The sequence below is a fragment of the Nostoc sp. CmiVER01 genome, from assembly GCF_034531135.2.
Classification (GTDB): domain Bacteria; phylum Cyanobacteriota; class Cyanobacteriia; order Cyanobacteriales; family Nostocaceae; genus Nostoc.
This window is the reverse complement of record NZ_JAVRBU020000012.1, coordinates 180,631-204,310: the sequence shown is the minus strand read 5'-3', so window position 1 is coordinate 204,310 and position 23,680 is coordinate 180,631. Positions and strand designations below refer to the sequence as shown.

Genomic DNA, 23,680 nt, shown 5'->3' with positions numbered 1-23,680 from the left:
AATTATGACAATAGAGCTTATTCACATATTGAGTTTTTCTGAGCAAGATTTTAAAGCTTAAAACTGTCAAAAACCGATTGCTATCTTTGAGAAAAAATACTTATGCTCACTGATGATGTTAAGAACAATGTGTTGGCAACTCAACAGCTAAATGCCACTTCGATTTCCTCATTAGATAGCTTTAATACGAAAAATAGCCACAGCCTCAACTTCAGCAGTAGTAGCTATAACTCGACCGATGCTGATGTACACTTGCTAAATAATGGTGACTCCGAAAATAGCAGTAACGCTACTAATAATGGTTTTAGCGCTCAAAGTTATAACTCCACCAATGGCTATGGCTTGATTAATGGAGCAGCAGCAGTGGCTAGAGCTATTGGTCAGAATACCTTTGCTGATGTTCCTGATCTTGGTGGCAATAATTGGGGAGCAGACCTTGTGAAAGCACCAGAAGTCTGGGCGCATGGATACACAGGGCAAGGTGTTGTTGTTGCCGTTGTAGATACTGGAGTTGACTATAACCACGAAGATTTAAAAAATAATATCTGGACGAATACCAAGGAAATTGCGGGTAACGGTATAGATGATGATGGCAATGGCTATGTTGATGATAATTACGGTTGGAACTTTGCCGATAAAAACAACAACACCTTAGATAACAACGGTCATGGTACTCATGTTTCTGGCACGATCGCAGGAGAAAATAATAATTACGGTGTCACTGGTATTGCATACAATGCCAAAATTATGCCCGTCAAAGTTTTAGATAGCTCTGGCTCTGGTTCCTATAGTTCCATATCTAAAGGTATTCGCTACGCTGTGGATAATGGAGCTAATGTGATTAACCTCAGTTTAGGAGGTGCTTATTCCAATCCTACTTTAGAGTCAGCCATTGACTATGCCAGCAGCAAAGGAGTGATTGTTGTCATGGCAGCAGGTAATGATGGCGACTCATCACCTGACTATCCCGCCCGCTATGCATCCAAGTCCGGAATTGCTGTTGGGGCTGTGGATAAAAATAATAATCTAGCCGACTTCTCTAACCGTTCTGGAACAAATGAAATTGCTTACGTCACAGCCCCAGGAGTCAAGGTTTATTCATCAGTTCCGAATAATCAATATGCCACTTATAGCGGCACGTCTATGGCTGCTCCCCATGTTGCTGGTATAGTTGCCCTGATGCTTAGTGCTAACCACAACTTGACTGATGCTCAAGTCCGTCAGATTGTCACAGAAACCGCAGGAAATAGTACACAAAGTACAAGCTCTAATTTGAATATTTCTAATGTCAGTTCTCTGTCAAGTCAGCCAATTACAGAAACAGGAGAATATCTCACAGCAAAAAGTATGTTTGGTTTCAATAATTTCGATTTTGGTTCTGGGATCAATCAGGTAATTACACAAGGCGCAAAATATCTGACGCCAGAGACTATTTATAGTTTGAATAATTTCGATATTGCTTCTGTAATTGGTCAAACAATTACACAAAGTGCAATATATTTGACACCAGAGACTATTTATAGTTTGAATAATTCCGATGTTGTTTCTGTAACTAGTCAGGGAATTACAAAAACCACAAAATATCTAACCTCATCTGAAGGTAATGATACATTAGTTAATCCAGAATTATGGTCTCTATCTCTAGACTATAATAAAATATTCAGCGACATCAATATCAATAGTAATGAGAATAATGTTGATTATGGTAACCTAATTGAGCAAATGCAAAAACAATTAAAACAATTAGAACAGGTTAGAAAATACTTGGGTCTTGGTTGAAGATTATAGGGGTTTAGCATTGCTAAACCCTTAATACAAAACTAATACTATTTTAGATTTTGGATACTTCGACTTACCTCGGCTCCGGTTCCATCGAGCAAAGTCGAGATGCTCGGCACGAGTCGCGGTTCCTGAGCGTAGTCGAAGGGCAGTACAAGTTTTAGATTTTGGATTGGAAACCGCTTAGTATATCTGGGTTTTCTCTGTCCATCTGTCGCAATCATTTTTTAAATTGGTATAAGCTGATGCGCGAAAAGAATTGTATATTTTGACTAATTGACTTAGGACAGTCAATTAGTCATTTGTCCTTCCTTTGAAATACAAATAACTAATGACAAATGACAAATGACAATCCTCACCAGTAAATATACAACTTAAATACGTAACAGCTTACCTGACTGAAAATGCCTCACTGAAGCGTCGCGTCACAGGCTCAGTAATGAATGTCAAAATTGACTTTTTCCGAGTGACAATTTCACCTGAAGCAGACATACCTGGTGTAAATTCTACTTCTTGACCCCGGACGTTAACTGAGTGTTTATTTAGCCTAATTCTGGTGGGAAAAACTAAGCCTAATTCTTTATCAACAATTGCATTCGGACTGACTTGCACAACTTCTCCATTCACAGTGCCAAATTCCTGGAAAGGGAAAGTCGCCATTTTTACTTTTGCCTTCATTCCTTGACGAATAAAGCCAATATCGCGGTTGAGAACTTTCACCTCTAGGAGCATTTCTTCGCCTTCTGGCAAAATTGATAGCAATTCTTCACCTGATTGCACTGGCCCTTTGGTGGCTTTAACTCTGTAAATTGTACCGGCAACAGGAGCTTCAATGGTTTCTAAAGCTTGCTGCTTTCTCGCTTGTTCTAATTGACCTTGAACAGTTGTCAGTTCTTCTTTACGCTTGTTGTACTGGGTCAAAATTTCACTTTGGCGTTCTGATGCTACACGTTGGGCTTGACTGCGTGCAGCATTGTAAGCTTGTTCTGCTTGGCGAATTTCTTGGACTTGAGCAGCAATATCTTGTTCTAACGATGTGACTTTATCTTGAGCCTCTGTGATTTTATTCTGGGCGTTAGTCACTTCATCTTGCGATCTAGTAATTTCTGTCTTTGCACGAGTTAATCTTTCTTGAGCATCTAAGTAATCGACACGAGGTACAGCCCCAGGAGTCATTAAGCTACGTAGGCTTTTTTCTCTTTCTTCGGCAAGTGCCAAATTACTTTCAATTTTAATTCGGATGCTGTCTGCGTTGGCAAGGTTAGTTTTGGCATTGGCAACGCTGCTTTTAGCATTAACTAAGTTGTCTTGCAACCGAGTCAAACGGACTTTGGCTTGATCTATAAGTGATTTTTGGCGATTTGCTTCTGCTTCCGCCCCTGCTTGCCGCGCTTGGAAGTCTTGCAGGCGAGAACTTAAAAGTTCATTTTGCAGTTTTGTCCCAGTAGTTTTGCTTCCGGTGCGTTCTGCATCCAAACGTTGCAAATCTTCCTGAATCAATCTACTAGATTTTGCTAGGCGGGAAACATCAGTTATTTGCAAGTCTGGATCTTTTTGAATTAGAACTTGATTTTTAGTAACGCGATCGCCTTCTTTGACTTTAACAGCAACAATTGACCCCCCACCCAAGGATGTCACCGGTCTTACCTGCGTGGAAGCAATTAATTCCCCTGGTGCTGTTGCTACTTCATCTATTTGCGAGAAGTACGCCCAGGCGATCGTTCCAAATACGATGACGCTCATCGTTCCCGCTAATAATCTTGTGTACAGGGGTGGCAATTCTTGTACCGCCTTCCCCAACTCATAAGTAAGTTGTTCCTCTGGTTGGGCGAATCGCTCTTTTGTCTGACGTGCTTGAGCAGCATTTACAGTTAGGGAAGATTTCATAGAATTTTAGATTTTAAGAATGGGGAGTGGGGAATGGGGAATGGGGAATGGGGGAATGATTTATCATTTATAGTGTTTTTCTTCACCCTACTCGCTACTCCCTACTCCCCATTCCCCATTTAAACTGCTAGATAACGCCGCAAAAAACTTTCTAATGTCTCTAACTTGAAGTTATAAATCGCCTCCAAATTGGCAATTTCATCTTTTGTACAAAAAAATTCATTTGCTAGCAATGTGCGATAAGTTCCTAAAGTTTTTTGGATTTGGGGATTAATTAAACCCAATGCACTCTGTAACCCATCAATGGCAAATAGTGGTGAGTTAATTATTACTGGCTGTTTGTTGAAGATCCGACCAAAAATCCGGGGAATATCTTCTCGTAATAAAATCTCCGGCCCTCCCACTGGTAAAATCTGGTTGCGAGCGCCTTCAACTGTCACAGAATCCACCACTATCTTTGCTAAATCATCGGTACTAACAATTGAAGTACGGTTTTTGCGATCGCCAATTAGCAGATATAATCCCGTTTCCCGAAATTGTTCTACTAATGGCAGCAAGTTAGATGCTAATCCAGATGGGCGTAAAATAGTGTAATTTAAGCCACTAGCTGACAAATATCGCTCTACTGCTCGTTTGGCTTTAAATACAGGAGCGTCTTCATATCCGCGATCGGCTCCTAGTACAGAAATAAAGACAAAATGCTCTACACCATTGGCTTTTGCTTGGTCTATTAGTTCAATATTGGCGCGGTAATCTAAAGATAAGGCATCGCTATCAGAACCGTGGGCGCTGATAACATACTTGACACCCCGACTAGCTTTCTGGATATCTCTTTCTTCTAGCAAGTCACCGATAAAGATTTCTGCACCCCGGTGTTCTAACTCGCTATAGCGCGAGGTCAGGCGGACAAATCCCCTTACAGACTGTTCTCGTTGTCGGAGAAGTCGCACAACTCTGCGACCAATTCCTCCCGTTGCTCCAGTTATTAGAAACATATAAATACCTAAATTGAATAGTTACAAGGTTTATATAGGGGTTCGCTCGTTTGTATGCAATACACTTTGACCTCACTTTCATTCCTCTCTTTTTTTAGGACTACGGTGTACACACAAGTTATCGAATCACTACCAGTCCTTGAATTACCCCACCCTAACCCTCCCCTTATAAAGGGGAGGGAACAAGAATCTCTTTTTTCCCCCCTTTACAAGGGGGGATTAAGGGGGGTAATTCGGCTTGTGTATACACAGTAGCCTCGTAGGAGAGGGTTAGGAGTTAGGTCTTTATTAGCCAATAAGTCATACCTTATTTATCTTAATCTCAAAAAATTATCCCCCACATCTTTGTAGATGCAGAGGATGGGGTAATGGGATTAATTTTACTGGCTCAACAAGTCAACAGCTTGTTCAAGCGACATCTTAGCTTTGTGCAAATTCAGCAGGTTCTCCTGGTCGTATCGGTCAGGATAGCTCATTTTCCTGCCTTCTAAAGTTATCCGAATTAGTGCTGCTTGCTCATCTGTGGGTGAATTCATCTCTTCTATAGCAGAACTGATTATCTGGATAGCGTTAAAGTTAGGGAATTTTAACCCTTTACCTTGCTTCATTTGTTGCAGGGCTAAAAATGGAAATGCCATCAGAGTTACGATGTACGAAGTTTTGTATCCTGCATTGCCAGTTGGTTTGATGCCGTATCTACGACACAAGTCGCGTAATTCTTTAATAGTCTTGATTTCAAGTTCGGAACGCGTGAACATAAAATAGTAGTGTCCATTTTTGAAATTGGATATTGGTGGTTGTACTTCCGGCAAGTTGTAGCAACCACCAAAAAACAATCTATTGTTTTGGCACCAAGTAAATCAAGCCTTGTTCATATTTCTCAATAATGCCTAATCCTAAAGGGAATCCACAAAATTTACAACCAATTAAATCAAATAGAGAAGAATCATTAACAGAGAGAATTAACCTACGCATTACCAAAACTATGAAAGAAGAACTATCTACCAAGGATGATCCTCCAGAATTTTGTCGTCGTGCAATCCAGGAAGCATTGGATAAGGATAGAGAAAAGTAATCTCAAAGGGATAGTTGTTACAAGTGCGTGGATTACTGAAATGAGTCAGTAATTAAGCATGTTGAAAAAGCAATATGCTTGATTGCTTGCTGAAAATACTGAAATTAGTAAATAAAAGCTCCTTATGAGAAAGTCAAAGCTTCTTTTGAGTAAGTCAAAGCTGATTTTGCTTGCGGAAAACACCAAAATAAGAAAGTCAAAGCTTCTTTTGAGTAAGTCAAAGCTGATTTTGCTTGCGGAAAACACCGAAATGAGAAAGCAAACTGGGGTTTGAGAAAGTCAAAGCTCTTTTTGAGAAAGTAAAAGCTTCTTTTGAGTAAGTCAAATGTCATTTTGCTTATTAAATTCGACGTAACTTAAGTAATTACGTTAAGAAGATTTGTAGGTTGGGTTGAACGGAGTGAAACCCAAAAAAGCCATGAAAATGTTGGGTTTCGTTCCTCAACCAAACCTACATTAGAGTTATTTTTTAGGCAAAACCTCGCAGTATTTGGCTGAGTTAGAATCGTTTAAGAAGAATTTAAAGCAGTAAGTATAATGCATTGGCAATTAATGCCAGTATAAAGAAGTGGATGTAAGGAGACTTATAGATGAGTGACGAAGATCAGTTTGATGTCTTCCTTTGCCACAATAGCAAAGACAAACCTGAAGTTATAGAAATTGCTTATGAATTAACAAGACAAGGAATTAAACCTTGGCTAGATAAGTGGGAACTTCGTCCTGGTTTAGCATGGCAGGTTTTATTAGAAGAACAAATAGAAAATATTAAATCAGCAGCCGTTTTTGTAGGTAGCAGTGGACTTGGCCCCTGGCAAAGTCAAGAAATAAGAGCTTTTTTAAATGAATTTGTCGAGAGAAACTGTCCCGTGATTCCTGTTTTGCTTGGGAATACACCACAGCAGCCTAAACTCCCAATTTTTCTTAAGGGTCATACGTGGGTTGACTTTCGTACAGATACTGAGGCTATGGAGAATCTAATTTGGGGTATTACTGGAAAACCACCAGAGCAAAAACCAAAGCAACCAGTGATTCAACAGGAATTGGAGGAATGGAAAGAAGAATATGCAAAAGAGATGGAATTGGAGGAGGAATGGAAAGAAGAATATGCAAGAGAGATGAATAGAGAGATGGAATTGGAGAAATGGAAAGAAGAATATGCAAGAGAGATGGAAAATAGATAACATTTCAGAGATCCGATATCTGGCACTAGCGGTTGATAGCAATTAGCTTGAATAAAGTTTTCTGCTAGCTCCTACGCTTCAGTACTTTCTGGCACCCTCTTCTTGTGCCAAGGTAAACTCACTGTCCCGGTGACTTTAGCGAAAGTTATCTAAAGCTGACTGAAATTCTTGTTTTACCCGCATTTCCCGCCAGAGGCAAGAAAAGAGTCTGTGAAAAGTTTTTCCAATTTAAAATCCCCCCACATCTTTGTAGATACAGGGGGAATATTAACAATTCAAAATTGTTTCACATGGGTATTTAAACGCTTTGTGCAAACAGCCCACTTCAAAACTATTCAGCAGCTTTGTTATTAGCTCTATTAGCCCGCGCCTCAGCCGAAGCCATCACCTCATCCATATTCTCTAACACTTCACCAGGGAAGTTTTCCAAAACTCTGGTAGAAAGAGCAACCCGCCCTTTACCTTCATCCAAGTCAATAATTACAGCTTTAATTTGCTGACCAACTTGAAATACCTTTTCTAATGAGTCGATGAATTTTTGGCTTACCTGCTTGATATGAAGCAAAGCCCCCATACCATTTAAATCGACAAACACACCAAAAGGTTTGATGCCAGTAACTTTACCTTCCACCAGTTGACCTAGTTCTAATAAGCTGAAGTTGCTAGAACGAGTTGCTAATCGCTGAGAAAGGATGAGTTTGTTGGTGTTTTTATTGATTTCCAAAAAGCCCACAGTCAGATTTTGACCTTTGAGTGCTTCTAAATTATCACGCTCTGCCAAGTGCGATCGCGGAATAAATCCCCGCAAAGAGAGAATATCGACGGTGACACCACCTTTATTCACACCCATAACCTTTACTTGCACAGTCTGAGCATTTTCCTGCATTTCGGCCAATCGTTCCCAGATGTGCTGAATTTCCAACTGCTTTCGAGAAAGGGTGACTTGACCTTCTGCATCCTGATCTCGGATAATCAAAAACTGCATTTCCTCTTGCAATGGCAGCACTTCTGATAAATCGGTAACAGCTCTCAAAGAAGCCTCATCGCGCGGCAGAAAAGCTGACGACTTGCCACCAATATCGACATAAGCTCCATCATGGTCAAGTTGGAACACTTTGCCATGTACAATCTGTCCCTTTTGAAACTGGTAGTCGTGTTTTTCTAGTGCTTTGGCAAAATCGTCCATTGTAAACGACGAATTGGCTGTTTGAGAAAGTTTCGATTCGGAATTCATGACTTTTGAAGATTAATTGTTATTTGATATGGTGCAACTGGAGTTTAGATTGTCATTAGTCACTTGTCATTTGTCATTTGTCCTTTGCTAATGATTAATGACTAATGACTAATTCAGTTGACTAAAGAGTTGTTGGACTTGCTCCCAAGCATCAGTAGCAGCTTTAGGATTATAACTGCCACGACGGTCACAGAAAAATCCGTGATCAGCTCCATCGTAGCGAAACACACGATAAGGAATTTTATATTTTTCTAACTCTGCTTCAATCTGATCTACTTGTTCGGGTGGGATACTTGCATCTTCTTTACCAAAGAAACCGTAGAGAGTGCCAGGAATTTCTTTGGTGCGGGTGACAGTGGGAGCTACACCTCCTGGTGTGCGAGTCGTAATTCCAGCACCGTAGAAGGAAGCCGTAGCTTTAATATCTGGTAAGGTAGCTGCAAGATATGCGACATGACCGCCAAAGCAGAAGCCAATACAACCAAAACTATCTTTTTTGACTTGAGGCAGAGTTTTGAGGTAGTCAATTGCTACTTGAATATCGCTCAATAACTCTGAGGCTTTAGTTTGCATCGCGTAGCCTCTACCTGTTTGAATATCTTCGGGTGTGTATCCGGTTTCAAAACCAGGAGCAGTCCGTTGAAAAAGTGCAGGTGCGATCGCTACATACCCAAGTTTGGCAATTCGTTCTGTAACATCCCGAATGTGAACGTTGACACCAAAAATCTCTTGTAATACCACTACTCCTGGGTAAGATCCAGCTTCTTTTGGCTCTGCTAAATAAGCAGATATTTGAATATTATCTTGCAAAAGATTAACTGTTGTGGTAATTATTGCTTGCTCTGTCATAATAATTTTTACCAGTGCTGTATGATTAGCCGTGTGTTTATTTGATATAACTATGCCAGTATGCCCAGGTCATTTCTATTTAAATTATCAATTACCAGTAGGAGCGCATTAGAAATTTGTACCAGAAAAACTTCATGTGTAAATAAAATATTTGACATGTAGCAAATGCAGCTGGTCACTAAAGGAGGGCTGAGTTAAAAGTGCTGTGTGCTGAGTAGTAAATCAACACTCCCCACTCCCCATTCCCCACTCCCCACTCCCCACTCAGTATTCAGGAGGTTTGCTGATGATTCAATTCCGTATTCAGCCAGACAGCGAAATTCCCGCATCAACCCAGCTGTTTAATCAAATCCGGTTTGCGATCGCTTCTCGGCAATATCCCCCTGCTTACAAATTGCCAAGCACAAGGGCATTAGCAATGCAAACTGGGTTACACCGTAATACCATTAGCAAAGTTTACCGTCAACTAGAAGAAGACGGATTTGTTGAAAGTATGGCTGGTTCAGGGATTTATGTTCGTCCCCAAGGTCATGAGGGCGGTAGTAGACTGCAATCACCTATACTTAAACAAAATCCTGATGCATATCAAGTTGTCCAGAAAGCACTAGATGATTTGCTCACCCAAGGATGTTCACTCAATCAAGCCAGAGAGCTATTTTTGGCGGAAATTGACTGGCGCTTGCGTTGTAGTGCGCGAGTGCTGGTTGCAGTTCCATCTTATGATATGGGTGCTGGTGAGTTGATGGTGTATGAATTAGAGCGAGCTTTAAAAATCCCAGTCCAGTTGGTAGCAATGGAAGAATTAACAGCTGTGCTAGATAAAACTACCTCTGCGACAGTGGTTACAAGTCGGTATTTTATCAGTAATGTGGAAGCGATCGCAGCTCCTAAAGCTGCACGGGTAATTCCTCTGGATATCTACGACTACAGCAAAGAACTCAGCCTCTTGAAAACCTTACCAAAAGAAAACTGTGTTGGCATAGTTAGCCTCAGTTCCGGGATTGCACGAGCCGCAGAAGTCATCCTCCACGGTTTGCGGGGAGATGAACTATTAGTGATGACTGCACAACCAAAAGATGCCTATAAACTTCAGGCAATGGTTAAACGCGCTGAAGTAATCATAAGTGATCAAGCCAGTTTTGTGGCAGTCCAAGCAGCCGTGCAAGCATCTGATGAAGATATTATTCGTCCACCGAAGCTGATTAAGGTTGAAAATTATATCGGTACTAACTCAATTAACTTGCTAAAACGAGAACTAGGTTTGAGTTAATTAAAACTTACGCCTATCTCTCAAACTCTCATTTTCTATACCCTCTGCGCCTCTGTGGTTCTCTATTCCGTAATTAATATCAAGATAATTCAACCAACATCTTTGAGAGCAACTGATACAGGAGGGATAAAGTAGTGCAAATTGTGATTGTGGGCGCAGGCCCAACAGGCGTAACACTTGCCCTGCTCCTTGTAAAACGTGGCATTGCTGTAACGTTAATTGAAGCAGCAAAAGACTTTCATCGTGTTTTTCGTGGCGAAGGATTAATGCCCAGTGGGTTAGATGCCCTAGAGCAAATGGGTTTATCACCGTTGTTAGAGCATATTCCCCATCGACAACTCGACGCATGGGAATTTATTCTGGGTGAAAAGCAGTTGTTTCGAGTTGATGAACCAATGGGAGCAACCCAACCCTGTACACTGGTTTCACAACCACCGCTACTCAAAGCACTAATTTCAGAAGCTCAAACTAATGATGGGTTTGAATTTATCCAAGGTGTTCCAGTCAAAGATTTACGCTGGAGTAATCAACGTGTCGCAGGTGTAGTATTAAGCGATGGGAGAGAACTAACTGCTGACTTAGTGATTGGGGCAGATGGTCGAAATTCTCTTGTGCGACAACGTATAGGATTGGAATTGGTACGCCAGCCCAAAAATATTGATATTCTCTGGTTTAAGCTTGCCGCCAGCCCTGAGTTTGCAGCCGATAATGTATTTCGTACTATTGTAAATGGCGATCGCGTATTTACCATTTTTCATGGAGCAGAATCAGGTAAACTGCATCTGGCTTGGGTAATGTCCGCAACCGAAAACACTGACTCCAAGCAAGCCAACTGGGCAGAGATTTTTGCCTCACTATCACCCTCATGGCTAGCAGAGCATTTCCGTAATCATGCAGACACTATCGAATCCCCTATTCGGCTTTCTGTTGTGGTTGGTTATTGTCCAGAATGGCACGCATCAGGGGTACTGCTTCTGGGTGACGCTGCACACCCAATGTCTCCTGTGCGCGCTCAAGGAATTAATCTAGCATTCCGTGATGTGATTGTTGCTGCTAATCATCTTGTGCCACTATTGCACAGAGAAGCTGGACACCAGGATATTGATATGGCACTATCGTACATCCAAGCGGAACGTGAGCCAGAAATTATCCGCGCCCAGCAACTCCAGTTAGAGGAAGCGAAACAAGGGGAACTACTGCGAAAAAATGCACTGCTGCGATCGCTGTTGATTCAACTTGCTCCCTTACTCCGTAAAATAATTAAAAAGTCTTGGTTAAGGCGACAATATAAAATGCGTCAAGGTATCACACAGGTACACCTAACTGTCTAAAAAACCGTCAGCAGTTATCCGACTTGTGGTTGTGCAGTGTTAATTCGCAAAAACTTTTGTACCGTTTGCAAATAAGTTGGCGCATCTTCCAACATTGGGAAATGCGCTGTGTTACGAATCATCACAAATTCCACTTTGTCACTAAGTGCGGCTGCTTGACGCCCCATCTCGGCTGGAATAATCTTGTCGTATTCTCCCGCCACGAGTAGAGTCGGCACTGTCAGCTTGGCAAACTCTTGTGGCATCACTTCAGATTGAGCCTTACTGACTGAAGTAAAAATTGTTCCTAAAGCCGCATCGTAATCTGCTTCGAGAAAATCTTCCAAAAAAGCTTGCCGCTCAGAATGTGGAATGGAACTATGCAGAAATCTGGCCATAAACATCCGGTCAACAAATGGAATTTTGCTTAACCACTTGGGACGGAATTTCACTACATAGCCACCAAATTTATGAAAAGCACTAAAGGATTTTTCGTCGTACTCAAAAACGCCGCTACAAGTTAAAATTCCTCGTTCTACTCGTTCGGGGTAGCGGTTAAAAAATAAAGTAGCAACAGACGCGCCCATTGAATGAGCATTGATATAAACACCTTGAAGATGCAACCCATCTAACAAAGCTGCCAAATCATCAGCGTATTCTTCTAATTCATAAGTTAACTCTCTGATTGCCTGTGATTCTTCCTGCGGGGATTCCGATTCGGCAACAGCTTCACTTGCTTCGGCTATAGTTGGCTTCCCACCAGAACGGCCAAACCCCCGCATATCGTAGAGTAAACAATCAAATTGCTCCGATAGAGCATTCGCGGTATTTTGCCAATATCTAGCCGAACCAGCCCAACCGTGGATGAAAACCATCACTGGTTTTACCAAAGAACCAGATGGTTTTTTCACCCATTCATAGTAATGCTCAACGCCACGAACATTAATATAAGGCATTAGTCATTTGTCCTTTATCAGTTGTCATTAGTCATTTGTCCTTGGTACATAGTAATTATTCCTTAGTTTTTGCCCAATGACTAATGACCAATGATTATTAGGCTGATTCCGGTTTCGGCAGTGAAGATGGATGTATTATCAGTTCGGCAGTTGATCGCTTCTCAACCATCTCCCGTGTTACTGTACAACGTGTCACATCCTTACGGGATGGTAACTCGTACATTACATCCAACATTAATTCTTCCACAATGCCCCGTAGCGCTCTAGCACCAGTTTTACGACGGTAGGCTTCTTGAGCGATCGCTCGTAAAGCATCTGGTTTAAAATCTAACTGGACATTATCCATCTTCAGCAGTTTTTGGTACTGCTTCACTAAGGCGCTGCGTGGTTGGGTGAGAATCGCCATCAACGCTTCTTCATCTAGCGGATCTACTACTGCTACCATTGGCACACGCCCAATAAATTCGGGAATCATGCCAAATTTTACTAGATCGTCTGGTGCTAGATGGCGGAGAGTATCTGCTGCCCGTTTTTCTTTCGATTGGCCTTCTCCAGGTTGCACAAAGCCTATTGCTTTTTTACCAACTCTCTGATCCACAACCTTCTCTAAGCCTACGAAAGCACCACCACAGACGAACAAAATATTACTTGTATCAATCTGGATGCAGTCCTGATAGGGATGCTTACGCCCTCCTTGGGGTGGTACATTGGCGATCGTTCCCTCTAACATTTTCAGCAAGGCTTGCTGCACGCCTTCGCCAGAAACATCGCGGGTAATTGACGGGTTCTCACTCTTGCGAGCAATTTTGTCAATTTCATCAATGTAAATAATTCCTCGTTGCGCTTCTTCTATATCTAAATCTGCCACCTGCAACAGTCGCAGCAAGATATTTTCCACGTCTTCTCCCACATACCCGGCTTCTGTCAGCGTCGTAGCATCGGCGACGGCAAAGGGTACATCCAGGATTTTCGCTAGGGTTTGCGCTAAGAGAGTTTTGCCGCAACCAGTCGGGCCAATTAACAAAATGTTAGACTTTTGCAATTCTACAGCATCATCTACCGCAGCTTTGCCACTGGTTTTAGACTGAATCACTGCCAACCGCTTGTAGTGATTGTAAACAGCTACTGACAGGACTTTTTTGGCTTCGTCTTGACCAATAACGTGTTCGTCTAGATATTTTTTAATCTCTCTTGGCTTGGGTATTTGATTAAACGAAATACTAGAAGATTGAGTACGCCGTTTTTGAGGTGGTTCTGCTCTTGGTGCGGGTTGTGCAGCCGCCCCATTGGTATCGAGTAACTCCTCGTCTAGTATTTCATTACACAAGTCAACGCATTCATCGCAGATGTAGACTCCCGGCCCCGCGATTAATTTACGCACCTGCTCTTGAGACTTGCCGCAAAATGAACATTTTAAATGGGAGTCGTACTTAGACATACCAGCCTCTTATTTCAGAATGGTGACGTTTTCCCCTGCTGTGGGAAGATTTTGCCTGGAAATGACCTGATCAATCAAACCGTAGTTTTTGGCTTCTTCTGCCGACATGAAAAAGTCGCGCTCAGTATCTGCTTCAATTCTTTCTATGGGTTGACCAGTATGATGAGCCATTAACTGATTCAACTTAGCCTTAATGTAAAGAATTTCTCTGGCTTGAATTTCAATGTCAATGGCTTGACCTTGAGCGCCACCAAGTGGTTGGTGAATCATAATTCGGGAGTCGGGCAGAGACATTCGCTTACCGGCAGCCCCTGCTGTCAACAAAAATGCCCCCATGCTCGCGGCTAATCCAAAACAGATGGTAACAACATCAGGGCGAATTTGTTGTATTGTATCATAGATTGCCATCCCTGCGTAGACTGAGCCGCCGGGAGAATTAATATACAGTTGGATGTCTTTTTCTGAGTCTTCGGCGTCTAGAAATAACAACTGAGCCACGATTGAGTTGGCTACAGTATCATCTATTGGCGTTCCCAAAAAGATAATCCGCTCTCGCAGCAGGCGGGAGTAGATGTCGAAAGCCCTTTCTCCCATGCCAGATTGTTCCACCACCATCGGCACGATGTTGCTAGGGCTGTTTAACTGGGAGTTAATGTTGATTCGACTTTGGTTGCTGATGGGGTTATTTCCCGACTGCGATACAAGCATACAAGCTTTCTTTGACGATAATTTAGGACAGGTGTTTCAGCAGCAGATGCTGCCTTTTCAACGAATAGGATTTTTATAGGTACGTGTTAACCATTATGCCTCATATAATTTCCTCTCGTGTAACACAGTATCAAGCTCAGGCGATAACATGTGTCACAATTTGCTGAAAATTCATTCATTCTTTAATTATTCTGTCTTCATACTTCTGCTCCTTCATCTCCCCCATCTCTTTTAACTTACCCATTTCACCAGTACTTTAACTCAGGACTGGTGAACTCATGGCTGTGGGATTGTTAATTATCCTTCTGTGACTTCTGTTGAAGCAACGCTTGTTTCTTCCTCTGTCTGAGGTGCATCCGCATCCGTATCCGCATCTAATTCTGCGGCTTCTGTTTCTTCTGCGGGGCTTAAGGAACCTTCGGGTACAAGTTCAACTGAGGAATGTTCTAATAGCCAATCAATGGTTTTTTCAGTTAATAGCTCGTTTTCCACGATTGAGCGCAGTCTATCTTCATCAACGTCTTGTTCTTCTGGGTACTGTTCCAAAAGTTCGGTGACTCTGGCTGCGATTTCTTCAGGTGTTACCTCGATAGATTCACGTTTAGCAACTTCTCGCAACGACAAGGAGCGTTTGATGCGTTCAATGGCCTCAGTACGCGATCGCTCCCGCAATTGAGGAATAATATCTTGAGTAAACAACTTCCTCACATCCAATCCCTGCTGAGACAGGCGCATTGCTGTTTGCGTTAGCATGGCATCCACTTCTTGCTCAATCATGGTTGCTGGTAAGTCAACTTCTACGTGCTTGAGCAGTTCCGTTAACAAAGCTTCCTGTTTATTTGTTTTTGTTTTGTCGTCTGCTTCTTTTTGATATTGCTCGACCAAAGAAGCACGTAACTCCTCTAAGGTTTCAAAATCGCTGATTTCTTGGGCGAAATCGTCATTTACTTCTGGTAATTCCTTTTCCTTTAATTCTTTGAGCGTCACTGTGAAAGTTGCCGCTTTTCCAGCTAAATCTTCATTAGCATAAGGATCTGGGAACTGGGCCGCAATTTCTCTGGTTTCTTCCGGATTCATCCCCACTATTCCCGAAATAAAGCCTGGAATAAACTTATCTTCTTGCAACTCAACTTGAAAATCAGTTGCTTCGGCTCCGGGAATCGGTTCTAGTTCAGCTGTTTCGTCTTCGCCTTCACCTATGGCGAATGAACCTTTAAAATCGACTACGGCAATATCACCGATTTGGGCTGCACGTCCTTCCACAGGAATCAATGTCGCCAATTCTTGACGTTCTTTGTCAAGGTTTGCGTCCACTCGTTCTGGGTCGAACTTGACTTCTTCAGCTTTCGCCTGCAAATCAGTGTACTGAACTAGATTCACTTCTGGTTCTACATCGACAGCAGCCGAAATCGTCAGAGGTTTTCCAGGTTCATAATTCTTAATTAAATCCTCAAAGGAGGAGCGCAATTGCGGCTGACCTATTGCCGGGATAGCTTCTTGTTTAACCGCTTGCTCAATACCGTCTTGAATTAATTCTTCCAGCGCTGCTGCCTTGATCCGAGTTGTACCCAGCCGTTGTAGCAATATCGGCCGAGGTACCTTGCCTTTACGAAACCCAGGAATATTGGCAGTACTGGCTAAGTTTTTAATGACCTGTTCGTAAGTTTGCTTGGTAATTTCTGGCGTAATCTCTATTTCCAGGCCAATTTGGCTGGCGGGAAGTTTTTCCTGGGTAACTTTCATGCTTCGTCTCTAGTTTTCTGGTATTTTATACTCTAAGTACACACAAGATGCAATAATTGTTTGCGTTTATGGCTTGATGTGTCTTAAGGGAACGGAATGCCAAAAGGCTTTATGACATCCAAGGTTGGATGTTTGTCCTGGGGCAAACATCCAGTTTACTGCCAATCACCAAGGACTTGACATTTTCTCTTCATAACAATTTAGTTAATGGGGGCATTTGGCATTAGTTCTTCTTTCTCCCCCTGCTCCCTCGGCTCCCTCGAAAACTTAGGAATTAATTATCCAATGGGCTAACGCCGTGATATCCTGGTTCTCAGCGACTAGATTAGTACTCCCAAGCTGAAGTTATAGTATTGAGTCTAGCTATTATTTAAGTTGTGATACAAGATTGCATCTATTACCTAACCGTATAGCTCAGTTTTATGCTGTGCTGGTTTTATCCATTTAGATCAATAGTATATTCATCATTTTGGTCAGCAACTTTGAAGCTAAGACGTTCGTCGCATTACAAGTGGGCTGCTTATGAAACGCCTAAGTGCAGATATCTCTAGTTTTCTATTAAATGGCTGTTTATTGTATAATAATATATAGTTGAAATCGATGGATAAATCGGATAACCATTGTTGTAGAGTGCAACATAACTTAATGTTTTAAATAATAAAAAAAAATAAATGTATTCAATAATTATTTAGAAATCAAGAGATTATAGATTAAATCAGAGAAAAATTTAAATTTATTCAAAATGCATTTAGATAGTGCGATCGCCATTTTAATGTGAGTAAATATTCAACAGTTTCAAATTGCAAATAAACCTCTTAAAGGAGGAAGTGAGTTTGTCTAAATCCTATCGTTTAGCTATTTTGGGGGCGACTGGTGCCGTTGGTACAGAGTTGCTGGAATTATTAGAAATCCGTAATTTTCCGATTGCTGACTTGAAGCTATTGGCATCAGAGCGGAGTGTTGGGCGATCGCTGCGCTTTAAAGGGGAAAATATTCCAATAGAGGCAGTGAGCGATCGCGCTTTTGAAAATGTTGATATAGTACTAGCTAGTGCGGGTGGTTCTACATCTAAAGCTTGGGCAGCAGTTGCTGTGGAAAAGGGTGCAGTGGTAATTGACAACTCCAGTGCCTTTCGGATGAACCCGGAAGTTCCCTTAGTAGTGCCAGAGGTGAATCCAGAAGCCGCAGCTAATCACCAAGGCATTATTGCCAACCCCAACTGCACGACAATTTTAATGGCAGTGGCAGTATGGCCGTTGCATAAAATCAAACCAGTGCAACGCATTGTAGCGGCAACCTACCAATCTGCAAGTGGTGCTGGTGCTAGAGCAATGGCAGAAGTCAAAAGGCAAACAAGCGCTATACTACAAGGACAGCCGCCAGTCGCTGAGGTATTACCTTACCCACTAGCATTTAATTTATTCCCGCATAACTCACCATTAAACGATTTGGGTTATTGTGAGGAAGAAATGAAAATGGTCAACGAAACCCGGAAAATATTTGGTACGCAGCAAATCAGAATCACTGCAACCTGTATACGGGTTCCCGTACTCCGGGCCCATTCAGAAGCCATTAATTTAGAATTTGAGACTCCCTTTAGTGCAAAGGAAGCCAGAGAGATTTTAAATTCCTCCCCTGGAGTGAAGCTCGTAGAAAATTGGGAAACTAACTATTTTCCGATGCCAATTGAAGCAACAGGTAAAGACGAAGTTTTAGTGGGGAGAATTCGTCAGGATATTTCTCATCCCTGTGGTTTGGAATTATGGTTGTGTGGTGACCAAATCCGCAAAGGCGCAGCATTAAATGCAGTACAAATCGCCGAATTGCTCGTAGAAAAAAATCTACTCAAACCATCAGCTAAAGCTTATGTTTCAAGCTAGTCATTAGTAAAAACAAACAACTAATGAAAAAGGACAAATGTGCAAATTACTGTTGAAAGAAATTTGCACATAGGTTATTACAATAGAAAACCACCAAAATATAAAAACATGGGTAATCAGGAGTGAAAACAGGGTGGGAGATTTTGGCAATGTTTTAACCGCTATGATTACGCCGTTTAAAGCAGACGGTAGTGTAGATTATGATGTAGCGGCAGAACTGGCAGCACATCTAGCTAACAACGGTACAGATACATTGGTGGTGTGCGGCACAACCGGAGAATCCCCTACCCTAACTTGGGATGAGGAATACCAGCTGTTTGTCGAGGTATTGAAGTCCGTGGCAGGCAAAGCCAAGGTAATCGCAGGTTGTGGTTCAAATTCTACCAAAGAAGCGATCGCAGCCACCCAAAAAGCGTATAAAATAGGAGTACATGGTTCCTTACAAGTTGTCCCTTATTACAACAAACCGCCACAAGCGGGATTGGAAGCGCACTTTCAGGCCATAGCACAAGCCTGTCCCGACTTACCTTTGTTGTTATATAATGTCCCCGGTCGTACCGGACAAAATCTTCAGCCAGAAACAGTTGCCCGGTTAGCTGAGGTTAGCAATATTGTCGGAATTAAAGAATCCACTGGTAGCATAGATCAGGCAAGCGAATTTCGTCGCTTGACGCCAAAAGAATTTGACATCTACTCTGGTGATGATTACATGACTTTACCCTTGTTAGCGATCGGGGCAAAGGGCGTGGTAAGTGTAGCTTCTCATCTGGTAGGAAACCAACTACAGCAGATGATCCAAGCTTTTAGAGCGGGAAAAATTGAGGTAGCAAGCGACATTCATCTCCAACTCTTCCCGTTGTTTAAAGCTTTATTTCTCACTTCAAATCCCATTCCAGTGAAAAAAGCACTGAAACTTCAAGGTTGGGAGGTTGGTTCAACTCGTCCGCCCCTATGTGAAGCTGATTTAGAAGTAAGTCAAAAGTTAGAAAAGGTTCTGAAAGAACTTAGTTTAATCTAGCCACCATGCGGTTAAGCGCTGTTAATCTGCCGCTTTTTAAAAATACATATAAACAATGCTCATAATTGTTCATAAGTTGCAATTAAAAATCTGTGCTACGACTGATAGACATACTATAAATTCTTCAGTATAAAGTCGATTTTATTGAATAAAAAATTGAAATCTTCAATTAAAACTTGATCGCTTTGGGACTGAATTAAAAGACAAATAATGTTGTCTTAAATACAAGTTCGTTAACTATCAACTAAATTAACCACAAGTAACAATCTAAGGAGAAAATGGCTAAAAACGAAGCTGATAATTCCGCCTTGAAAATTATTCCTTTGGGCGGTTTGCATGAAATTGGGAAAAATACCTGTCTTTTTGAGTATGACGATGAAATTATTCTCTTAGATGCAGGATTGGCTTTTCCCACAGAAGCGATGCATGGAGTAAATATTGTTCTGCCAGATACGACCTATCTGCGAGAAAATCGCCACAAAATTAAAGGGATGATCGTTACTCACGGTCATGAAGACCATATTGGCGGGATTGCTTTCCATCTTAAGCAATTTGATATCCCCGTAATTTATGGGCCCAGACTAGCAATGGCAATGCTAGAGGGTAAATTAGAAGAAGCAGGAGTGCGCGATCGCACAGAAATTAGAACAGTTCTACCACGCGATGTGGTGCGGATTGGCAAAAACTTTTTAGTTGAATATATCCGTAATACCCACTCTATTGCTGATAGTTTCACTGTTGCCATTCATACTCCCCTTGGTGTAGTCATTCACACAGGGGATTTTAAAATTGACCATACCCCAGTGGATGGTGAAAAGTTTGATTTGCAACGGTTAGCAGAACATGGTGAAAAAGGTGTTCTTTGCCTACTAAGTGATTCTACTAACGCTGAGGTACCAGGGTTTACACCTTCGGAACGTTCAGTTTATCCCAATCTTGAGAGAGTATTTAGTCAAGCTACTGGACGATTATTTGTCACTACCTTTGCTTCTAGCGTCCATCGTATTAACATGATTTTGGATATCGCTAAAAAGCAAAATCGTGTAGTGACCATTGTCGGGCGTTCCATGCTGAACTTGATTGCTCATGCCCGCAATTTAGGTTACATCAAGTGTGAAGATAATCTGCTGCAACCATTGCACGCAGTCCGCAATCTACCTGATGAAAAAGTATTAATATTAACTACAGGTTCTCAGGGTGAATCGATGGCAGCAATGACCCGCATTGCCAACAAAGAACATCCTCACATTAAAATCCGCGAAGGAGATACAGTAGTATTCTCTGCTAACCCAATTCCCGGAAATACGATCGCAGTAGTCAACACCATTGATAAATTGATGATTCAAGGTGCAAAAGTGGTCTATGGGCGAGATAAAGGGATTCACGTCTCCGGTCACGGCTGTCAGGAAGAACAAAAGCTGATGATTGCCTTAACTCGACCCAAGTTCTTTGTGCCATTTCACGGCGAACATCGGATGCTAGTGAAGCACGCAGAAACGGCTCAGAGTATGGGCATTCCCGCAGAAAACATGATCATTATTCAAAATGGTGATATTGTCGAACTGACTGAAGATGCGATTCGCGTCGCTGGTAAAGTGCCATCTGGTATCGAATTGGTGGATACTACTAGCTCGGGTATGGTAAGTGCCAAAGTGCTGCAAGAACGGCAACGCATGGCTTCAGAAGGCATTATTACGATCGCAGCTGCCATTGATTGGAATGGTAAACTGTTGGCAAAACCAGAAATTCACCTACGGGGTGTAGTTACAAGTGTAGAGCGATCGCTCCTACAAACCTGGGTAAAACAACGCATTGAAGAAATCTTAACTGTGCGCTGGACAGAATTTGCTCCTGCCGAAGGTCAAGCAGCAGATATAGACTGGGGTGGATTGCAAGGAACTTTAGAACGAGAATTGCAACGTTCCATCCGCCGCGAATTGCAATGTCAGCCATCTGTAACTTTGTTGATGCAAATTCCTGATGAGCCACCCGTGAAAGTTGCCGATGGTAGAAGACGGCGGACTCGGACTGCTGCTCAGGTAGCATCATAGAGAATTAGAGAATTTAAGATAAAAATCTCATGCAGAAGCGCAGAGACGGAGAGTTTTTCTCACGTCTTTGCGCTTTTGCGTGAAATATAGCCTTTTATTATGAGTATAGAACTCACAGTTAATAGTAATTGCCTATAGTTCTTAGAAGCGGCCACCAATTTGTACACCTGCGTCTACAGATGAACGAAAAAATACATCTGACGTATAAACTTATGTAAATAGTTAGCAGGTTTTCGGTAGGAGCGCAGTCTTAAAGCTGAATAATATCAGGTATTAACTTAACCAACACTAATTCTATTTCATAAGAGGAGAAAAGATGTACAACCGGATGAATTTTTGGGGTTCTATGTTTTCTGCCTTTCTTTTTTATACCGGACTCACCCTCAATATTCCGATAGCAAATGCACAAGTAAAGCCAAATATATTGATAAATCAATCGAAAATCATATTTTTAGTTCCGGTGAGCGAAGTGCCGTGCTCAACATTTCTACAACCATACTTTGATTGGGAAAGGGGAAGTTTTCTCAATTTTGTAACCGCCTCTGTAGTTTTTAACAGCGCAGGAAACAATCCAGTTACTTACACCACTGGAACGCTCAATCTAAATGGAAACAATCTCACAGGTGATTTTACACAACTGTTGAGTAACCGATTTATTAGTTTGCCAGGAGAGGGATCTTTTACTTTCGCTTCTCAACCTTTCTCCATAAAAGAACCAGCTTCCATAGGTATAACGCTTGCAGCCGATGGTTCAGTAACCTGGGTTCAGCGAAGCAATAATAAGACTTTTAATTACAAGGCAGTTTGTTATTCAAATGATACTGCAATCTTATTACCTTTATTCAGTGCAGACAGTTCAGCCGGAGTCATAACGTTTGGAAAGGGGACTGGGCCAAGGTAAATTATAGGACTAATGTTTGATTTCTGAAAAAGCTCGGTACAGATCGAAAAGCCTAATTCCTTATTCCCTACTCCCTACTCCCCGCCCACGTAGATAATTTCAAAAATCAGATACGATTCCTATAGAGTTAGCAACATACACTGAGATAATTTAATTTGCGTGACTCACTTTAGTAATTAGAGCGATCGCCCTCAATTACCCAGAGGTATACTAGAACTAAAGTACACACTGTTAAAGGCGCTCCAAAGCGCAGGTGTTCCCAAAAAGTTAGCTTGTAACCTAAATTAGTAGCAGCTTCTACAACTATCAAGTTGGCAACTGAACCAAACAAAGTTAAATTACCAGCTAAAGTTGATCCGGCTGCCAACAATAGCCAATACTTACTGTCACCTGAAGGAACCAGGGGATGCAGCAGAAGTACAGCAGGCACATTAGAAATTAAGTTAGATAAAACAACAGTTACACCCAAAAAACTCGCAGCAGAATTGATTGCATGGGTAAATGGCTGGAGCAAATTCAACTTTTGCGTAACTCGGGTCAGGACAAACCCCCTTGTCTCCCCTGCCTCTTTTTCAACAGACTTCTACGCCATTCAGCCACCAATAACAAGAATGGTCTTACGTGGGGAAGTGGGAATACGGGGAGGAAAGACGCCTGCTAGGGTATTACCGATATTTATACTTAGCAAAAATACTCTCAAAAATATCTAATATTAAGTTCTGTAAATGTTACAATAAAACCTATCCAATGACGGATGCCTTTATTAAAATTTAAACTACATCAAGTTATGAACAAGATCGTAATATTACACTACCGATCCCCAGAAAATTGCGATTAACTTGACGTAGTAATCAAGTAGGTTCTGACTTAAGTGGCTAATCAGGTATTACATTATATCGCAGTCAGAACGCGATTTTTCCGGGAAATTTCGTTGCCACGTTGTATATATTCATCAAAAAGATGAATAGCCTCAATAACACAGAGGATTAACCATGAAGGTATTCGACAATACCACTAAAAAGATTTTTCTGGCAAGCTGGGTATCAATCAATCAAGCAGAAACTAGTGACCATAAATTAACCCAGCTAAACCGTTCTGTTTCTAAGCCTTACCGAGATATTCTCCACCCTCTACGGCAGCGTGTAGAAAACATTCAAATCCGCGATCGCCAACTAGCTCACCGTTTGTGCAAACTGATTCCATCTCAGTGTCCCTTTGAGCGAGATGTCAAATTATTTGGGAAAACCTTGTTTCACATACCGCCCATGTGCAAGCTTAACCCCTTATATGAAGAAGTGGTTGGTTTACGTTTCCGAGCGCTGTGCTATCTAGCCGATGAATGCGGCGAAGATGTATCACAGTACTGCTAAGTCGTGAGGGAAAAATTATGAGTAAAGAGTGAGGA

19 protein-coding genes and 1 pseudogene are annotated in these 23,680 nt (G+C 41.8%); 10 read left to right on the top strand and 10 right to left on the bottom strand.

Annotated elements, in window-relative coordinates; all coding sequences use genetic code 11:
- Nucleotides 1-102 precede the first annotated feature (102 nt).
- Nucleotides 103-1,779 carry a S8 family peptidase gene (locus RMZ43_RS21975; RefSeq protein WP_322655729.1) on the top strand — a complete coding sequence of 559 codons (1,677 nt, stop codon included), beginning with the start codon at nt 103-105 and terminating at the stop codon, nt 1,777-1,779.
- Nucleotides 1,780-2,169: 390 nt separating this feature from the next.
- On the opposite strand, the gene RMZ43_RS21970 is transcribed toward RMZ43_RS21975, so the two are convergent.
- The 3 genes from RMZ43_RS21970 to RMZ43_RS21960 form a co-directional block, all read right to left on the bottom strand.
- The gene (locus tag RMZ43_RS21970; protein ID WP_322655728.1) at nt 2,170-3,666 is read right to left on the bottom strand and encodes an HlyD family efflux transporter periplasmic adaptor subunit; all 1,497 of its coding nucleotides are present in this window, start codon (nt 3,664-3,666) and stop codon (nt 2,170-2,172) included.
- A 119-nt stretch (nt 3,667-3,785) separates the two neighbouring features.
- Nucleotides 3,786-4,661: an SDR family oxidoreductase gene (locus RMZ43_RS21965; protein ID WP_322655727.1), complete on the bottom strand. Its 876-nt coding sequence runs from the start codon at nt 4,659-4,661 to the stop codon at nt 3,786-3,788.
- A 380-nt stretch (nt 4,662-5,041) separates the two neighbouring features.
- Nucleotides 5,042-5,419, bottom strand: coding sequence for a hypothetical protein (locus RMZ43_RS21960; RefSeq protein ID WP_322655726.1), 378 nt, complete (start codon nt 5,417-5,419; stop codon nt 5,042-5,044).
- Between the two features lie 128 nt (nt 5,420-5,547).
- On the opposite strand from RMZ43_RS21960, the gene RMZ43_RS21955 reads away from it, so the two are divergent.
- Together RMZ43_RS21955 and RMZ43_RS21950 are read left to right on the top strand one after the other, a co-directional pair.
- Complete coding sequence (locus tag RMZ43_RS21955; RefSeq protein ID WP_179071541.1) at nt 5,548-5,736, top strand: hypothetical protein; 189 nt, start codon at nt 5,548-5,550, stop codon at nt 5,734-5,736.
- Nucleotides 5,737-6,326: 590 nt separating this feature from the next.
- Nucleotides 6,327-6,917: a toll/interleukin-1 receptor domain-containing protein gene (locus tag RMZ43_RS21950; RefSeq protein ID WP_322655725.1), complete on the top strand. Its 591-nt coding sequence runs from the start codon at nt 6,327-6,329 to the stop codon at nt 6,915-6,917.
- A gap of 331 nt (nt 6,918-7,248) precedes the next feature.
- Here RMZ43_RS21950 and RMZ43_RS21945 read toward each other — a convergent pair whose 3' ends face one another.
- Complete coding sequence (locus tag RMZ43_RS21945; protein WP_322655724.1) at nt 7,249-8,151, bottom strand: S1 RNA-binding domain-containing protein; 903 nt, start codon at nt 8,149-8,151, stop codon at nt 7,249-7,251.
- 108 nt (nt 8,152-8,259) lie between these two features.
- Nucleotides 8,260-9,000, bottom strand: coding sequence for a dienelactone hydrolase family protein (locus RMZ43_RS21940; RefSeq protein ID WP_322655723.1), 741 nt, complete (start codon nt 8,998-9,000; stop codon nt 8,260-8,262).
- Between the two features lie 286 nt (nt 9,001-9,286).
- Between RMZ43_RS21940 and RMZ43_RS21935 the strand changes: the two genes are divergently transcribed.
- Together RMZ43_RS21935 and RMZ43_RS21930 are read left to right on the top strand one after the other, a co-directional pair.
- The gene (locus RMZ43_RS21935) at nt 9,287-10,270 is read left to right on the top strand and encodes a GntR family transcriptional regulator (RefSeq protein WP_322655722.1); all 984 of its coding nucleotides are present in this window, start codon (nt 9,287-9,289) and stop codon (nt 10,268-10,270) included.
- A gap of 134 nt (nt 10,271-10,404) precedes the next feature.
- Complete coding sequence (locus tag RMZ43_RS21930; protein WP_322655721.1) at nt 10,405-11,601, top strand: FAD-dependent monooxygenase; 1,197 nt, start codon at nt 10,405-10,407, stop codon at nt 11,599-11,601.
- Between the two features lie 14 nt (nt 11,602-11,615).
- Here RMZ43_RS21930 and RMZ43_RS21925 read toward each other — a convergent pair whose 3' ends face one another.
- The 4 genes from RMZ43_RS21925 to tig all read right to left on the bottom strand — a co-directional run bounded on the left by RMZ43_RS21925 (nt 11,616) and on the right by tig (nt 16,425).
- Nucleotides 11,616-12,536: an alpha/beta fold hydrolase gene (locus RMZ43_RS21925; protein ID WP_322655720.1), complete on the bottom strand. Its 921-nt coding sequence runs from the start codon at nt 12,534-12,536 to the stop codon at nt 11,616-11,618.
- Nucleotides 12,537-12,633: 97 nt separating this feature from the next.
- A complete protein-coding gene (gene clpX / locus RMZ43_RS21920) occupies nt 12,634-13,974 on the bottom strand; it encodes an ATP-dependent protease ATP-binding subunit ClpX (RefSeq protein ID WP_322655719.1) in 1,341 nt (446 codons plus the stop codon).
- Nucleotides 13,975-13,983: 9 nt separating this feature from the next.
- Entirely contained in the window at nt 13,984-14,682 is a 699-nt protein-coding gene (clpP, locus tag RMZ43_RS21915; RefSeq protein ID WP_322647038.1) for an ATP-dependent Clp endopeptidase proteolytic subunit ClpP, read from the bottom strand.
- 297 nt (nt 14,683-14,979) lie between these two features.
- A complete protein-coding gene (gene tig, locus RMZ43_RS21910) occupies nt 14,980-16,425 on the bottom strand; it encodes a trigger factor (RefSeq protein WP_322655718.1) in 1,446 nt (481 codons plus the stop codon).
- An 833-nt stretch (nt 16,426-17,258) separates the two neighbouring features.
- Between tig and RMZ43_RS21905 the strand changes: the two genes are divergently transcribed.
- The 4 genes from RMZ43_RS21905 (at nt 17,259) to RMZ43_RS21890 (ending at nt 22,275) form a co-directional block, all read left to right on the top strand.
- The gene (locus tag RMZ43_RS21905; RefSeq protein ID WP_322655717.1) at nt 17,259-18,305 is read left to right on the top strand and encodes an aspartate-semialdehyde dehydrogenase; all 1,047 of its coding nucleotides are present in this window, start codon (nt 17,259-17,261) and stop codon (nt 18,303-18,305) included.
- A gap of 133 nt (nt 18,306-18,438) precedes the next feature.
- Complete coding sequence (gene dapA / locus RMZ43_RS21900; protein WP_322655716.1) at nt 18,439-19,323, top strand: 4-hydroxy-tetrahydrodipicolinate synthase; 885 nt, start codon at nt 18,439-18,441, stop codon at nt 19,321-19,323.
- 278 nt (nt 19,324-19,601) lie between these two features.
- Entirely contained in the window at nt 19,602-21,374 is a 1,773-nt protein-coding gene (locus RMZ43_RS21895; protein WP_322647042.1) for a ribonuclease J, read from the top strand.
- 328 nt (nt 21,375-21,702) lie between these two features.
- Entirely contained in the window at nt 21,703-22,275 is a 573-nt protein-coding gene (locus RMZ43_RS21890) for a hypothetical protein (protein ID WP_322655715.1), read from the top strand.
- Nucleotides 22,276-22,444: 169 nt separating this feature from the next.
- Here RMZ43_RS21890 and RMZ43_RS21885 read toward each other — a convergent pair.
- Nucleotides 22,445-22,822: pseudogene (locus tag RMZ43_RS21885) on the bottom strand (anion transporter); the annotation flags it as partial.
- A gap of 445 nt (nt 22,823-23,267) precedes the next feature.
- Here RMZ43_RS21885 and RMZ43_RS21880 point away from each other — a divergent pair.
- Nucleotides 23,268-23,645, top strand: a complete 378-nt coding sequence (locus tag RMZ43_RS21880; protein WP_322647044.1) for a Mo-dependent nitrogenase C-terminal domain-containing protein — start codon at nt 23,268-23,270, stop codon at nt 23,643-23,645.
- Nucleotides 23,646-23,680 lie beyond the last annotated feature (35 nt).